Annotated in this window: 16 protein-coding genes and 1 tRNA gene; 8 read left to right on the forward strand and 9 right to left on the reverse strand. The window is 69.8% G+C overall.

Translation table 11 applies throughout. The features are described 5' to 3' along the window. Positions 1–31 precede the first annotated feature (31 nt). On the reverse strand, positions 32–1,405 hold the full coding sequence (gene miaB, locus ACQY9S_RS20550; RefSeq protein WP_428422342.1) for a tRNA (N6-isopentenyl adenosine(37)-C2)-methylthiotransferase MiaB: 1,374 nt from the start codon (positions 1,403–1,405) through the stop codon (positions 32–34). Continuing rightward, positions 1,402–1,776: a hypothetical protein gene (locus ACQY9S_RS20555; protein ID WP_428422344.1), complete on the reverse strand. Its 375-nt coding sequence runs from the start codon at positions 1,774–1,776 to the stop codon at positions 1,402–1,404. Before ACQY9S_RS20555 ends, miaB begins: the two co-directional genes overlap by 4 nt. A 312-nt stretch (positions 1,777–2,088) precedes the next feature. Between ACQY9S_RS20555 and ACQY9S_RS20560 the strand changes: the two genes are divergently transcribed. Beyond that, on the forward strand, positions 2,089–2,580 hold the full coding sequence (locus ACQY9S_RS20560) for a hypothetical protein (RefSeq protein WP_428422345.1): 492 nt from the start codon (positions 2,089–2,091) through the stop codon (positions 2,578–2,580). A gap of 51 nt (positions 2,581–2,631) precedes the next feature. On the opposite strand, the gene ACQY9S_RS20565 is transcribed toward ACQY9S_RS20560, so the two are convergent. From ACQY9S_RS20565 to ACQY9S_RS20585, 5 genes are all read right to left on the reverse strand, one after another. Further along, positions 2,632–2,880, reverse strand: a complete 249-nt coding sequence (locus tag ACQY9S_RS20565) for a hypothetical protein (RefSeq protein ID WP_428422346.1) — start codon at positions 2,878–2,880, stop codon at positions 2,632–2,634. 112 nt (positions 2,881–2,992) lie between these two features. Next, positions 2,993–3,241: a hypothetical protein gene (locus ACQY9S_RS20570; protein WP_428422348.1), complete on the reverse strand. Its 249-nt coding sequence runs from the start codon at positions 3,239–3,241 to the stop codon at positions 2,993–2,995. A 134-nt stretch (positions 3,242–3,375) separates the two neighbouring features. Continuing rightward, positions 3,376–3,452, reverse strand: a tRNA-Met gene (locus ACQY9S_RS20575). A 102-nt stretch (positions 3,453–3,554) separates the two neighbouring features. Continuing rightward, positions 3,555–3,749, reverse strand: coding sequence for a DUF2905 domain-containing protein (locus tag ACQY9S_RS20580; protein WP_428422350.1), 195 nt, complete (start codon positions 3,747–3,749; stop codon positions 3,555–3,557). Positions 3,750–3,758: 9 nt separating this feature from the next. Continuing rightward, positions 3,759–4,889: a class I SAM-dependent methyltransferase gene (locus tag ACQY9S_RS20585; RefSeq protein ID WP_428422351.1), complete on the reverse strand. Its 1,131-nt coding sequence runs from the start codon at positions 4,887–4,889 to the stop codon at positions 3,759–3,761. A 20-nt stretch (positions 4,890–4,909) separates the two neighbouring features. Here ACQY9S_RS20585 and ACQY9S_RS20590 point away from each other — a divergent pair, with 20 nt between their 5' ends. Genes ACQY9S_RS20590 through ACQY9S_RS20605 form a run of 4 tightly spaced genes read left to right on the forward strand, consistent with a single transcriptional unit; the run spans position 4,910 to position 7,685 of the window. After that, positions 4,910–5,695: an SDR family oxidoreductase gene (locus ACQY9S_RS20590; protein WP_428422353.1), complete on the forward strand. Its 786-nt coding sequence runs from the start codon at positions 4,910–4,912 to the stop codon at positions 5,693–5,695. Between the two features lies 1 nt (position 5,696). Then, a complete protein-coding gene (locus tag ACQY9S_RS20595) occupies positions 5,697–6,098 on the forward strand; it encodes a dihydroneopterin aldolase (RefSeq protein WP_428422355.1) in 402 nt (133 codons plus the stop codon). Beyond that, a complete protein-coding gene (ttcA, locus tag ACQY9S_RS20600) occupies positions 6,095–7,036 on the forward strand; it encodes a tRNA 2-thiocytidine(32) synthetase TtcA (protein ID WP_428422357.1) in 942 nt (313 codons plus the stop codon). Before ACQY9S_RS20595 ends, ttcA begins: the two co-directional genes overlap by 4 nt. Before the next feature lie 19 nt (positions 7,037–7,055). Next, positions 7,056–7,685 (forward strand): DUF4136 domain-containing protein, encoded by a 630-nt coding sequence (locus ACQY9S_RS20605; RefSeq protein ID WP_428422358.1) that lies wholly within the window; start codon positions 7,056–7,058, stop codon positions 7,683–7,685. 43 nt (positions 7,686–7,728) lie between these two features. Here ACQY9S_RS20605 and ACQY9S_RS20610 read toward each other — a convergent pair whose 3' ends face one another. Further along, positions 7,729–8,613 carry a DUF6279 family lipoprotein gene (locus ACQY9S_RS20610; protein ID WP_428422360.1) on the reverse strand — a complete coding sequence of 295 codons (885 nt, stop codon included), beginning with the start codon at positions 8,611–8,613 and terminating at the stop codon, positions 7,729–7,731. On the opposite strand from ACQY9S_RS20610, the gene glmU reads away from it, so the two are divergent. Then, a complete protein-coding gene (gene glmU, locus ACQY9S_RS20615; protein WP_428422362.1) occupies positions 8,603–9,985 on the forward strand; it encodes a bifunctional UDP-N-acetylglucosamine diphosphorylase/glucosamine-1-phosphate N-acetyltransferase GlmU in 1,383 nt (460 codons plus the stop codon). The genes ACQY9S_RS20610 and glmU overlap by 11 nt on opposite strands. 85 nt (positions 9,986–10,070) lie before the next feature. Beyond that, complete coding sequence (locus ACQY9S_RS20620) at positions 10,071–10,604, forward strand: J domain-containing protein (protein ID WP_428422363.1); 534 nt, start codon at positions 10,071–10,073, stop codon at positions 10,602–10,604. A 69-nt stretch (positions 10,605–10,673) separates the two neighbouring features. Here ACQY9S_RS20620 and ACQY9S_RS20625 read toward each other — a convergent pair whose 3' ends face one another. Continuing rightward, positions 10,674–11,162, reverse strand: coding sequence for an Lrp/AsnC family transcriptional regulator (locus ACQY9S_RS20625; RefSeq protein ID WP_428422365.1), 489 nt, complete (start codon positions 11,160–11,162; stop codon positions 10,674–10,676). 153 nt (positions 11,163–11,315) lie between these two features. Here ACQY9S_RS20625 and glmS point away from each other — a divergent pair, with 153 nt between their 5' ends. Then, positions 11,316–13,175: a glutamine--fructose-6-phosphate transaminase (isomerizing) gene (glmS, locus tag ACQY9S_RS20630; RefSeq protein WP_428422366.1), complete on the forward strand. Its 1,860-nt coding sequence runs from the start codon at positions 11,316–11,318 to the stop codon at positions 13,173–13,175. Positions 13,176–13,468 lie beyond the last annotated feature (293 nt).

Genomic DNA, 13,468 nt, shown 5'->3' on the forward strand with positions numbered 1-13,468 from the left:
CTCAGGCCAGGGCCAGAGGCATCAGGCGGGATCAGGCCGGCTGCGGGCTGGGCTCCCGCACCACCACCTCGCCGCGCAGCGAATGCGGGTAGGCCTCGGTGATCGTCACGTCGATCAGCTGGCCGACCAGCCGCGCTGGGCCCGCGAAGTTGACGATGCGGTTGCACTCGGTGCGGCCCATCATCTCCTTGCCCGCGCCCAGCTCCGGCCGCCGCGACGGCCCTTCGACCAGGATGCGCTGCACCGTGCCGACGCGGCTCGCGCCGATGCGCCGCCCGTTGGTCTCGATCGCCTCCTGCACCTGCTGCAGCCGCGCCAGCTTCACGCCATGCGGTGTGTCGTCGTGCAGCGCGGCGGCCGGCGTGCCGGGGCGGGCGCTGTAGATGAAGCTGAAGCTGTGGTCGAAGCCCAGGTCCTCGATCAGCGCCATCGTGCGGGCGTGGTCGGCGTCGGTCTCGCCGGGGAAGCCGACGATGAAATCGGTGGACAGGCAGATGCCCGGCCGGATCGCGCGCAGCTTGCGGACTCGCGACTTGTATTCGAGCGAGGTGTAGCCGCGCTTCATCGCGCTCAGGATGCGGTCGCTGCCGTGCTGCACCGGCAGGTGCAGGTGGTTCACGAGCTGCGGCACGCGGGCATAGACATCGATCAGCCGCTGCGAGAACTCGTTCGGGTGGCTGGTGGTGTAGCGGATGCGCGCGATGCCGGGGATCTCGGCCACGTACTCGAGCAGCAGCGCGAAGTCGGCGATCTCCGCCGTGTCGCCCATGCGGCCGCGGTAGCCGTTGACGTTCTGGCCCAGCAGCGTCACCTCTTTCACGCCCTGGTCGGCGAGTGCGGCCACCTCGGCGAGCACGTCGTCGAACGGCCGTGAGACCTCCTCGCCGCGCGTGTAGGGCACGACGCAGTAGCTGCAGTACTTGGAGCAGCCTTCCATGATCGAGACAAAGGCGGTCGCGCCGTCGACGCGCGCCGGCGGCAGGTGGTCGAACTTCTCGATCTCGGGAAAGCTGATGTCCACCTGCGCGCGGTTCTGCGCGTCGCGCCGGGCCAGCATCTCGGGCAGGCGGTGCAGCGTCTGCGGCCCGAACACGATGTCCACGTAGGGCGCGCGCTCGATGATCGCCGCGCCTTCCTGGCTGGCCACGCAGCCGCCCACGCCGATCTTCACGCCCTTGGCCTTCAGGTGCTTCACGCGGCCGAGGTCGCTGAACACTTTCTCCTGCGCTTTTTCGCGCACCGAGCAGGTGTTGAACAGGATCAGGTCGGCCTGCTCGACATCGGTCGTGGGCTCGTAGCCCTCGGCGGCGCGCAGCACGTCGGCCATCTTGTCCGAGTCGTACTCGTTCATCTGGCAGCCGAAGGTCTTGATGTAGACCTTCTTGCCGACGACGGGGGCGCTCATGGCTTGGTCCAGGTCTGCGCGGCCGGGTCGAAGGCCCAGCGGGCAGCCTCGTCGGCGGTTTTCGGCCACAAGCCGGTCTTCTCCTCGGTGCGCAGCACCCACACATCCTTGACGAGCCCCAGCGTGTCGACGGTGTAGTGAGCGGTGAAGCGTTGGCCGATCAGGGCCCCCGACACCTGCACGAGGTTGTCGGTGCCGCGCAGCCGGGCGCCGGGTGCGAGCCGGGCCTCCTTGCCGTTGAGCAGCACGTCGGGCGGATTCACCATCGTGATCTCGCCGCGCAGTGCGTTGTACGGGAAATTACGCTGCACCTGGGCGGAGGCAGCAAAGGAGGTGCTCAAGGCGAGCGCGAGCAAGGCACAGCGGTACATGGTGTGGATCCAGTGGCTGCAAGAGGCAGGAACACCGAAATTGTAGTGACCGGGCCGGCAGCACCGGTGAGTGATCGCTCCTGCGCCCCGCACACCGCGGATCGACCGTTGCCCGCCGCGGACGGAACGCGCTGCCGGGCGGCAAGAGCCTGTCGGACATGTTTTCAAACGTACCGGGGCCCGGCTGCGCAGATGCCACATTCGTCACGAACCGGGATCGACTTTCGCGGTGGGGCAGCGATGAGCCGGGCGGCCGGTCCATGGCGTGGAAGTTGCCTGCAGCGAGTTCGTCCTCAGGTGCTGGAGCGCGAAATGTCAACGAACCCCCGTCCTGCCGTGGTGTCGTGGATTCGTGTGCTGGCCTTGCTGTCGGTCGCGGCCGGGCTGTCGGGCTGCGGCGCGCTGGCCATCACGGCATTGGGTGTCGGCGCCTCGGCTGGCGTTTCCCACACGGCCAGCGGCGTCAGCTACCGGACGTTCACAGCCACCGCCCCGCAGGTGAAGGCCGCCTCGCTGGCAGCCCTGAGCAAGATGGGCATCACCGTCGCCGGGATCGACAAGACCGACGGCGGAGAGCTCATCAAGGCAAGCTACGCGGACCGCAGCATCGAGATCGAGCTGGAAGCGATGAGCAAGTCCACCACGCAGATGCGTGCGTCTGCAAAGCGCAATCTGTTCGTCTACGACGCCGCCACGGCCAAGGAGATCGTCGAGCAGACCGAGCGGGCCATGGCGGCGGCGGCCGACAAGCGCGGCAAGGCCGCCAACGCCAACTACCTCGTCAAGGCGGCGAGCTCGCTCTGAGCGAGCCGCCGGCCGCCGCAAGCCTGCGCTGCACGCGGCGCTGCCGGCCGATCAGGACGCCACGGCTTCGCGCAGCCGGATCGCCTGGTGGCCGATGTCCAGCGCATGCCTCAGGGCCGCGGCCGGTGCGTCGAAGCGGTGTCCGCCGGAAACACGATCGCTGCTGAACACCACCTCCGGCGGCTGATCCGAGCCGCGCATGCGATGCACCTCGACCGCCGCCGTGTAGCCGCCGCGCGCTGCGTCGAGGGCGCCGGCGTAGATGCGGAAATCGCCGACCTCACGTTCTTGCAAGTCCATCCAGAGCTCCTTGTCGGCCGCGGTTGCCGACGGCACATCGAAGCATCGGCGATCCGCTCGAAGGCGGCCATCCCTCTGTGGCGTCCGCCCGGAAGGGGGAGCTTCGCGAAGCTCAGCCACGGACATGGGTGGCGAACACGAAGATGACTGCGCTGCCGGCGAGCAGGACCAGCGTCAGCAAGCGCCAGGCGCCGGACGAACTGGACTTGTGGTGGCGCCGCGGGACGCGGCGAGGCTGATGCCGCGTGTCGTCCTCGCCATGGAGCAGGGTGTACGAGGTCGACGTTCTGAATTCGCTCGGCCGGTCATCGGCCTGCTCTTGTTCCCAGCTGAAGGCATGTGTGTCGTGGCGCATGGCCACAGTGTCTGCCCTCGTCGGTGCGAGCAGTACCCCGTGCTCGCGGGCCCCGCAGATGCGGGTCACGGACCGAGGGCGCGGGATCGGCGAGTTGCTTGCGCAAACGAGAAGCCCCGCGAGTGCGGGGCCGGGTGTCTTGGTGGCGCTTCAGGGATTCGAACCCCGGACCTGCGGATTATGATTCCGTCGCTCTAACCGACTGAGCTAAAGCGCCAAAGTCGGGCATTATAGCGAGCCGTTTCCGCGCTGCAGTGCACGCTTGCCGAACCCGCAAAGGCAGCCGCTATCGACAGCCGATCGCACACCGAGGCGCGGTTCAGATCAACTGCCCGATCACCATCGCCAGGAAGCTCAGCAGCAGCGTGGTCGCGATCGGCAGCGACCAGTCGCGACCGCCGAGCCGGAAGTTCAGGTCGCCGGGCAGGCGGCCCAGGCCGAACTTCTCCAGCCACGGGCGCAGCCCGTTGAACACGATCAGCGTGACGACGACGACGATCAGCCAGCGCAGCATCGCCGGCTCTCAGAGCGTGTGGCTGCGGTCGCCTTCGGCGAAGCCGAGGGCGTCGAAGGGCTCGCCGGCGGCGAAGCCGATCACCTTGAACAGCTCGCCCATCTCGTGCTCGGTCAGCAGCTTCTGCGCCGCGGCAATGGTGCGCAGGTCGGCGTCCTGCAGGTCGGCCAGCAGCCCGCAGTTCATCAGGAAGCGCGCCTGCGTGGCGTAGCCCAGCACCGCGAGCCCGGCCTCCTGGCCGGCCAGCGCAATGCCGGTGAAGTTGACGTGCGCGGTGATGTCCTTCTCGCCCACGTCGCTCAGCGGGTCGGCATCGGCGCGGTGGGCGCGGTGGCACATCAGCGTGCCGCCGAGGCGCTGCGGGTGATGGAACTCGGCCTCCGGGAAGCCGTAGTCGATGAAGAAGGCCGCGCCGCGCCGCAGCGTCGCCGCCAGCGTGCGGATGAAGGCCTCGCCCTGGCGCTGCAGCTCGGTGGTCGTGCCCGGCACGCAGCCGGCGTCCACGGGAGGCCGCAGCGCGGTGGGCCGGTCGGCGAACACGAAGCGGCCGCCATCGACCGACACGCCCCGCTCGAACCACTGCACGCCGTCGAAGTGCAGCAGCGCCACCGGCATCGCGTCGAGCACCTCGTTGCCGACCAGCACGCCGTCGATATGCGCCGGCAGCCGGTCCAGCCACATCGCCTTGGCGGCGTGTCGCGGCACGCGCTCGGCGACGACGGCCTGCTGCCGGGCGCGCAGCGCGCCCGAGAGATCGACGATGACATAGCGGTCGATCCGGTCGCCCAGCGCCTCCAGAAGCTGCACCGCCAGGGCGCCCGAGCCGGCGCCGAACTCCCAGACCTCGCGCGTGCCGGTCGCCTCCAGCGCCTGGCCCAGCTGGCGCGCCAGCGCGCGGCCGAACAGCGGGCTCAGCTCGGGCGCCGTGACGAAGTCGCTGCCCGAGCCGGGCATGAGGCCGAACTGGCGGTCGCCACGGGCGTAGTAGCCCAGGCCCGGCGCGTACAGCGCCAGCTCCATGTAGCGCTCGAAGCCGAGCCAGCCGCCGGCCTGCCCGATTGCGTCGGCGATCCGCGCCGACAAGGCCTCGCGCGGGCTCTGCGAAGGGGGGCTGGCTACACTGACAGGGCTCGCTTCCACGCCCCCATTGTCCCGCACGCATGAGTGTTGATTCCCGTCCCGTGGTGCTCGTCACCGGTGCTGCCCGGCGCGTCGGTCGTGCGATCGCGCTCGAGCTCGCCGCGCACGGTTTCGACGTCGCCGTGCACAGCCACCAGGCGAGCGACGAGTCGGGCGACACCTTGCACGCCGCGCGCGAATCGGGTGCGCGGGCCGAAGCCTTCGTGGCCGACCTGGCCAACGAAGCGGCCTGCCGCGCCTTGCTCCCGGCGGTCGCGGCGCGCATGGGGCGCGTCGACGCGGTCGTGAACAACGCCTCGCGCTTCGACTACGACAGCGCAGCCGATTGCTCCCACGCGTCGATGGCCGCCCACTGGCAGGTCAACACCGCTGCGCCGGTGCTGCTGGCCGCGGCCCTGCACGCGCAACTCGCGGGCACCGCGCGCCGCGGCTGCGTGATCAACCTGCTCGACCAGAAACTGTGGAACCCGAACCCGGACCACTTCTCGTACACGCTGTCGAAGGCCGCGCTGGAGGCCGCGACGACCCTGCTGGCGCAGGCTTTTGCGCCCACCTTGCGGGTGGTCGGCGTGGCACCGGGCGTCACGCTGCCATCGGGTCCGATGGACAACGCCGAGTTCGTGCGCGCCCACGCCATGACGCCGCTGCGACGCTCGTCGACCCCCGAAGACGTGGCGCGCGCGGTCCGCTTCCTCATCGAGTCGCCGGCGATCACCGGCACCACGCTGCTGGTCGACGGCGGCCAGCACCTGGCGGCACAGTCGCGCGACGTGCTGTTCCTTGCGCGCGACGGCGAGGGGATCTGAGATGCCGGGCTGGCCCATGCATCCGCGGCTGGCCGCGTGCCGGCGCGTGTTCCTGAAGGCCTTCGAGCTGCCGGTGCGCATCGGCGTGCACGACTTCGAGCGGCGCGGCCCGCAGCGGCTGCTGATCGATGTCGATCTGTACGTGAGCCTGGCGGCCAGCACGCCGCACGAGGACCGGCTCGACGAGGTGGTCGACTACGACTTCATCCGCGGCGTCATCGCCGAGCGCGTGGCGCAAGGCCACATCGGCCTGCAGGAAACGCTGTGCGACGAGATCGCCGCGCGCATGCTGGCCCATCCCGAGGTCTGCGCGGTGCGCGTGTCGACCGAAAAGCCCGACGTCTACCCCGACTGCGCCGCGGTCGGGGTCGAGGTGTTCCACATCAAGGAGAGCGCAGCATGAGCGCCGTCATCGACCCCGGCCTCAGCCAGCGGCAGGCCGGCAAGCCCGCGTTCGAAGCCAACAAGCTCAGCAAGCGTCTGCACCGGCTCGTCGGCCAGGCGATCGGCGACTTCAACATGATCGAGCCGGGCGACAAGGTGATGGTCTGCGTGTCGGGCGGCAAGGACAGCTATGCGCTGCTCGACATCCTGCTGAACCTGCAGCAGCGCGCGCCGATCGACTTCACGCTGGTCGCGGTCAACCTCGACCAGAAGCAACCCGGCTTCCCCGCCGAGGTGCTGCCCGACTACCTGGCGAGCCGCGGCGTGCCCTTCCACATCGAGAACCAGGACACCTACTCGATCGTCAAGCGCGTGGTGCCCGAGGGCAAGACGATGTGCAGCCTGTGCTCGCGGCTGCGGCGCGGCATCCTGTACCGCGTGGCCGGCGAGCTGGGCGCGACCAAGATCGCGCTCGGCCACCACCGCGACGACATGCTGCAGACGCTGTTCCTGAACATGTTCTTCGGCGCCAAGCTCAAGGGCATGCCGCCCAAGCTGGTCAGCGACGACGGCAAGCACGTCGTGATCCGCCCGCTGGCCTACGTGCCCGAGCACGACCTCGTGGCCTGGGCCGCGCACCGCCAGTTCCCGATCATCCCGTGCACGCTGTGCGGCAGCCAGGAGAACCTGCAGCGCAAGCAGATCGCGCAGATGCTGCGCGACTGGGAGCGCCAGCACCCGGGCCGGCTCGACAACATGGCCAGCGCGCTGGCCAACGTGGTGCCCTCGCACCTGCAGGACCGGAACCTCTACCCGTTCGCCACGCTCCAAGCCTCTGGCCTGCCCGACGCGCAGGGCGACAAGGCCTTCGACGAAGACGAAGGCTGCGCGCCCGCCGGCCCGCCCGGCGCCTCCCAGGCGCCGGGCGTTCCGATCCGCTGGCACGGCCAGGACTGAGGCATTGCAAGGAGGCAGCATGCAAGCACGCCAGGTTTTTGCCCCGCTCGCCGCATTCACCGCGGTGGCGGTGCTCGCGGGGTGCGCCGCCATCAACAGCGTGGCCGTCGACGTGTCCAGCCAGGGCAGCTGGCCGGCCGACCGCAAGCCCGGCAGCTACGCGATCGAGCGCCTGCCTTCGCAGCAGGCCAACGCGGCCGAGCAGGACCGCATCGAGGCCGCCGCGCTGCCCGCCATCGAGGCGGCGGGCTTCACGCGTGCGCCCACCGAGCAGGCCGATCTGCTGATCCAGGTCGGTGCCCGGGTGTCCGAGGTCCTGCGCCGCGATCCCTACATGGGCCATTGGGCCTGGCGCAATGACTGGTGGTTCTACGGCGGCCGGCGGCCGTTCTTCTACGGCCCGGGCTTTGGCTTCGGCCCCGGCTTCGGCTACGACCACTACGACTTCCCCGACTACCAGCGCGAGGTCGGCGTCCTGATCCGCGACCGGCGCAGCCAGCAAATCGTCTACGAGACGCGCGCGGCCTACACGAGCCGCTGGACGTCCGACGCGCTGCTGCCGGCGATGTTCGAGGCCTCGATGAAGGACTTTCCGCTCCCGGCGCTCACGCCGCGCACCGTGACGGTCGCGCTGCCGCAGGCGCACTGACCCGGCTTGCCGCCCCCGCGCGCCGGGCGGCCGACCGGCACGCTCAGGCGGGTGCGGTGAAGCGCCGCAGATCGGCCTCCCAGCCCCTGAGCCGGCGCTGCGCTTCCCGGCGCTGCCCGGGCGTCGTGTGGTTGTGGATCTGCGCCAGCAGATCGCAGTTCGCGCTGTCCAGGCGCTGCTGGTAGCGCGCATAGGCCTCGTCCGGCGGATGCTGGACCTCCTGCCAATGCAGGCGCAGGGCCTCGACCGCGGCGGCGCGCGGCAGCGCACCGTTCTGCAGCCGCCGCAGCGTCTGCAGCAGGTGGCGCTGGCCTTGCTGGCGCTCGGCCAGCCAGCGCTCCGGGTCGAACGGCGAAACGGCCAGGGCCTGCGCGACGCGCTCGCGCTGCGAGCGGTCGAGCCGCCCGTACAACTGCTCGGCGCGCTCGACCACCCGGTCGACGGAGCCGGCGAGCCGCTTGGCAGGATCGGGCTGCAGGAACTCGTCGCGGAACTCGGCGTTCTTCTTCGCCTGCTTGCGCTCGAGGTGGCTCAGCTGTTTCGCGCTGAAGGTGGCCGCGATCGCTGCCGCGTCGGGCAGCGCGTGCTCGACGGCACGGTCCACGCGCGTGCGGATGTCATCGAGCCAGCGGCAGGCCTGCGCGGGCGTCGTGTCGTGCTCCGCCTCGGTGGCCGCGCGGTCGAGCAGCGCCACATAATCCGGCAATTGGGTCTTGCGGTGCCATGCGAACCATTGCGTGATGGCCTCACGGGTGCGCGGCGTCTGCGCGCCATCGAAATCCACGTAACTATCAAGCCACCAGTAGGTCAGCTCGCCGGCCTGCGTGTACGCGAAGTGCAGCGCGCTGCAGCCGCTCACGGCCAGCAGCAGGCTCACCGCGATAATTCTCCAACCCCTGAACCCCCCGACCCTCAGCATGTTGGACATCGTGATCATGGCTGCCGGCAAAGGCACCCGCATGAAATCGAGCCGGCCCAAGGTGTTGCACACCCTGGCCGGGCGAGCCCTATTGCAGCACGTGCTGGCCACGGCTGCGGGACTGGGCGCGCAAAGGCTCGTCACGGTCACGGGGCACGGCGCCGAGCAGGTGGAGGCATCGATGCGTGCGGCCTTCCCCGACGCGCCGCTCGCCTTCGTGCGCCAGGAGCCTCAGCTCGGCACCGGGCATGCGGTGCAGCAGGCCGTGCCGGTGCTCGACGACGCGGGCACCACGCTGATCCTCAACGGCGACACGCCCCTGATCGAGGCCGCCACGGCGCGTGCGCTGGTCGAGGCCAGCGGCGGCACGCGGCTCGCGCTGCTGACCATCGACCTGGCCGACCCGACGGGCTACGGGCGCATCCTGCGCGACGGCGAGCGGCGCGGCGACAAGGTGCTCGGCATCGTCGAGCACAAGGACGCCAGCGCCGCGCAGCGCGCGATCCGCGAGGTCTACACCGGCATGATGGCGGCGCCCACCGCGGCGCTCAAGCGCTGGCTCGCCCGGCTCTCGAACGACAACGCCCGGCACGAGTACTACCTGACCGACATCGTCGCGATGGCGGTCGCCGACGGCGTCCCGGTGGTCTCGGCACAGCCAGCCAGCGAGAAGGAGGTGCTGGGGATCAACAGCCCGCTGCAGCTCGCCCACCTGGAGCGCCGCTTCCAGCATGCACAGGCCGAGGCGCTGCTGGAGGCCGGCGTGCGCCTCGCCGACCCGGCGCGCTTCGACCTGCGCGGCACGCTGGACTGCGGCGCCGATGTCGAGATCGACGTCAACTGCGTGTTCGAGGGCCATGTCGAGCTGGGCGATGGCGTGCGCATCGGGGCGAACTGCGTGGTCCGCAATGCGCGCATCGCCGCCGGTGCGGTGATCCACCCGTTCACGCACATCGACGGCGCGGTGGTCGGCACCGACGCGGTGGTCGGGCCGTTCGCGCGCTTGCGCCCCGGCGCCGAACTCGGGGCCGAGGTGCACATCGGCAACTTCGTCGAGGTCAAGAACGCCAGCCTCGCGCGCGGCGCCAAGGCCAACCACCTGGCCTACCTCGGGGACGCGACGGTCGGTGCGCGCGTGAACTACGGCGCCGGCAGCATCACCGCCAACTACGACGGCGCGAACAAGCACCGCACCGTGATCGGCGACGACGTGCACGTGGGCAGCAACTGCGTGCTGGTCGCGCCGGTGACGCTGGGCGCAGGCGCGACCATCGGCGGCGGCAGCACGATCAGCAAGGACGTGCCGCCCGGCCACCTGAGTGTTGCGCGGGCGCGGCAGGTCGTGATCGCAGGCTGGCAGCGACCCGCGAAGAAAGGCTAGCAGTTGTTACGCGGGTAACGGTGGTGTGTGCAGCGCCAACTCTGCACGGCGCAGCGGCACAGCGGGCCGGTAGCATCGGAAACCGATGCAACGCCCGAAGATTCCCCACTACTACGGCCGCCTGAAGGTGGCGCCCGATGCGCCGCCCGAGGTGATCCGTGCCGCGTACAAGGCACTGGCGCAGAAGTACCACCCTGACCGCCATCGCGGCAGCGTGCGCCACGAACTCGTGCTGACCGCCTTGAACAAGGCGCAGGAGGTGCTGCTCGACCCCGAGCGGCGCGCGGCGCACGACCAGTGGATCCGCAGCGAAGAAGAGCGCATCGGCTACCGCGAGCCCGTGATCCGCGACGCGCCCGGTCTGCCGCTGCGGCTCAAGCTGCTGTGGTCCGGCGTGCGCCAGGGGGGGCTGTCGTTCGGCGATGCCTGGCTCGCCTACCTCACGGGTGCGCAGCGGCTGGTGTTCGGCACCGTCGGGGTGGTGGCGCTGGCGGCCCTGCTGGGCGGGACCGTGGTGTTGCTGCTGCCGCGCAACGACGTGCTCAAGGGCCTGACACCGCCGCCTGCGCTGCCGAAGGCCCTGTCTGCCGCGGACGACCCCGCTTCAGGGCCGCACTGAGTGGCGGCGGGTGGCTGCGGCGGCCCGCAGCGCGGCCGGGCGTTCGGTCGGCCCGGCGCGCCGAGGCCGTCAACGGGCCGGCAGCGGCAGCTCGCTGCCGAACTTGGCGCGCTTGATGCTGAAGAAGGCCCGCACGTTGCGAACGTTCGCGTCGGCGCTCAGCAGCCGGGCCGCGAACGCCTGGTAGCCCGCCATGTCGGGCACCGCGACCACCAGCACGAAGTCGGGGCCGGGCGAGACCCGCCAGCACTGCTGCACGTCGGCATCGGCCACCGCGCGGGCCTCGAAGGCGTCGAGCCGCTCGCTGGCCTGCACGTCGAGCGTGACCTCGAGCAGCGCGGTGAGCTGCGGCAGGCCGGCCTCCGCCAGCCGCTGCGGTGACAACTGCGCGGCCACCCGCTCGATCAGGCCCAGCGCGTGCAGCCGCCGCACGCGGCGGTGCGTGGTGGCCGTGGCCACGTGGACCGCGGCCGCCAGGGCCTGGTTGGACAGCGAAGCGTCGCGCTGCAACTGCGCCAGCAGCCGCAGGTCCAGCGCGTCGAGGGCGATGTCTTTCACGGAAAGTTATTTCAGAATCTGGTGTTCTGAGAATTATTGATCCGATTTATTGAAGGTTTGGATTTTTATACCGAACTGAACGAGATTTAGGAAACATATTTGCCATTGCCATGCCTACGATCCCGGGCATCAGCAGCTCACCGAGGCAACCCCATGTGCGGCATCGTCGGCGCGGTAGGCGCGCGCAACATCGTTCCCATCCTGGTCGAAGGCCTGAAGCGGCTCGAGTACCGCGGCTACGACTCCTGCGGCGTTGCCGTGCATCAGAACGGCGCCCTGCGCCGCAGCCGCAGCACCTCGCGCGTGGCCGAGCTCGACACGCAGGTCGTGGCCGATGCCGTGCAGGGCAGCACCGGCATCGCCCACACCCGCTGGGCCACGCACGGGGCGCCGGCGGTGCACAACGCGCATCCGCACTTCTCCAGCGGCCCCGGCGCCGACGGCAACCGGCCCGACCGCATCGCCCTCGTGCACAACGGCATCATCGAGAACCACGATGAACTGCGCGCCGAGCTGCAAGGCCGCGGCTACGTCTTTGCCAGCCAGACCGACACCGAGGTCATTGCCCACCTCGTCGATTCCCTCTACGACGGCGACCTGTTCGACGCCGTGCAGCAGGCCACGCAGCGCCTGAAGGGCGCCTACGCGATTGCCGTGTTCTGCCGCGACGAGCCGCACCGCGTGGTGGGCGCCCGCGAAGGCTCGCCGCTGATCCTGGGCGTGGGGCAGGGCGAGAGCTTCCTCGCCTCCGACGCCATGGCGCTGGCCGGCGTGACCGACCAGATCGTCTACCTGGAAGAGGGCGACGTGGTCGACCTCCAGCTCGGCAAGCACTGGATCGTGGCGCGCAACCCCGCCACCGGCCGCCACGAGCGCGTGCAGCGCGAGGTGCGCACGGTGCATGCGCACACCGGCGCGGCCGAGCTGGGCCCCTACCGCCACTACATGCAGAAAGAGATCTTCGAGCAGCCGCGCGCGATTGCCGACACGCTGGAAGGCGTGGAGGGCATCGTGCCCGAGCTGTTTGGCGACGGCGCGCACCGCGTGTTCAAGGAGATCGACTCGGTGCTCATCCTGGCCTGCGGCACCAGCTACTACGCCGGCTGCACCGCCAAGTACTGGCTGGAATCGATTGCGCGGATCCCCACGCAGGTGGAGGTGGCCAGCGAATACCGCTACCGCGACAGCGTGCCCAACCCGAAAACCCTGGTCGTCACCATCACGCAAAGCGGCGAAACGGCTGACACCCTGGCCGCGCTCAAGCACGCCCGCTCGCTGGGCATGAAGCACACGCTGACCGTGTGCAACGTGGCCACCAGTGCCATGGTTAGAGAGTGTGCACTAGCCTACATCACGCGGGCCGGCGTGGAAATCGGCGTGGCATCGACCAAGGCCTTCACCACCCAGCTTGCGGGCCTGTTCCTGCTGACGCTGATGCTGGCCAAGACCCGCGGCCGGCTCGACGCCGACGCCGAGGCCGCCCACCTGAAGGCGCTGCGCCACCTGCCGGTGGCCCTGCAGGCGGTGCTGGCGCTTGAGCCCCAGGTCATTGCCTGGGCGCAGGAGTTCGCGCGCAAGGAGCACGCGCTCTTTCTCGGCCGCGGCCTGCACTACCCGGTGGCGCTGGAAGGCGCCCTCAAGCTCAAGGAGATCAGCTACATCCACGCCGAGGCCTACCCGGCCGGCGAGCTGAAGCACGGCCCGCTGGCGCTGGTGACCAGCGCGATGCCGGTCGTGACCGTGGCCCCCAACGACGCGCTGCTGGAAAAGCTCAAGAGCAACCTGCAGGAGGTGAGAGCACGCGGCGGCGAGTTGTTCGTGTTCGCCGATGCCGACACGCGCATAGAAAGCGGCGAAGGCCTGCACGTGATCCGCATGCCGGAGCACTACGGCGCGCTGTCGCCGCTGCTGCACGTGGTGCCGCTGCAGCTGCTGGCTTACCACACCGCGTGCGCGCGCGGGACGGACGTCGACAAGCCGAGGAACCTGGCGAAGAGCGTTACGGTGGAGTGATGCGGCCGCTGTGCGTGAGGCTGATTTTTGCCATTGAGGCCTGATGAGGTGGCGCATTGAAGCCGGAGACTGACAGTTCTGGCCGACGGTGACGGCTTTTGGCGTTCCAACTCGCCGAATCTGCAGGCAGCACTCGACCCAGAGCTGCCGGTCGGCGTCGCGAATAGACCCCCCGACAGGGGTCCTTGGAGAATCTGGAAGCCTTGGGCGCAAGTAGCTCGCTCGTCACGGACCGACGAGACCAGGATCGCTGGGAAGACGCTCGCACCACCAATTTCGCGGTCATATTTGTC

The organism is Methylibium sp. (genome assembly GCF_965279545.1).
GTDB lineage: Bacteria > Pseudomonadota > Gammaproteobacteria > Burkholderiales > Burkholderiaceae_C > Methylibium.

Bases quoted from the DNA above. Each gene is read 5' to 3' on its own strand.
- miaB (WP_428422342.1), bottom strand. From the start codon at position 1,405: ATGAGCGCCCCCGTCGTCGGCAAGAAGGTCTACATCAAGACCTTCGGC.
- ACQY9S_RS20555 (WP_428422344.1), bottom strand. From the start codon at position 1,776: ATGTACCGCTGTGCCTTGCTCGCGCTCGCCTTGAGCACCTCCTTTGCT.
- ACQY9S_RS20560 (WP_428422345.1), top strand. From the start codon at position 2,089: ATGTCAACGAACCCCCGTCCTGCCGTGGTGTCGTGGATTCGTGTGCTG.
- ACQY9S_RS20565 (WP_428422346.1), bottom strand. From the start codon at position 2,880: ATGGACTTGCAAGAACGTGAGGTCGGCGATTTCCGCATCTACGCCGGC.
- ACQY9S_RS20580 (WP_428422350.1), bottom strand. From the start codon at position 3,749: ATGCTGCGCTGGCTGATCGTCGTCGTCGTCACGCTGATCGTGTTCAAC.
- ACQY9S_RS20590 (WP_428422353.1), top strand. From the start codon at position 4,910: ATGAGTGTTGATTCCCGTCCCGTGGTGCTCGTCACCGGTGCTGCCCGG.
- ACQY9S_RS20595 (WP_428422355.1), top strand. From the start codon at position 5,697: ATGCCGGGCTGGCCCATGCATCCGCGGCTGGCCGCGTGCCGGCGCGTG.
- ttcA (WP_428422357.1), top strand. From the start codon at position 6,095: ATGAGCGCCGTCATCGACCCCGGCCTCAGCCAGCGGCAGGCCGGCAAG.
- ACQY9S_RS20605 (WP_428422358.1), top strand. From the start codon at position 7,056: ATGCAAGCACGCCAGGTTTTTGCCCCGCTCGCCGCATTCACCGCGGTG.
- glmU (WP_428422362.1), top strand. From the start codon at position 8,603: ATGTTGGACATCGTGATCATGGCTGCCGGCAAAGGCACCCGCATGAAA.
- ACQY9S_RS20610 (WP_428422360.1), bottom strand. From the start codon at position 8,613: ATGTCCAACATGCTGAGGGTCGGGGGGTTCAGGGGTTGGAGAATTATC.
- ACQY9S_RS20620 (WP_428422363.1), top strand. From the start codon at position 10,071: ATGCAACGCCCGAAGATTCCCCACTACTACGGCCGCCTGAAGGTGGCG.
- glmS (WP_428422366.1), top strand. From the start codon at position 11,316: ATGTGCGGCATCGTCGGCGCGGTAGGCGCGCGCAACATCGTTCCCATC.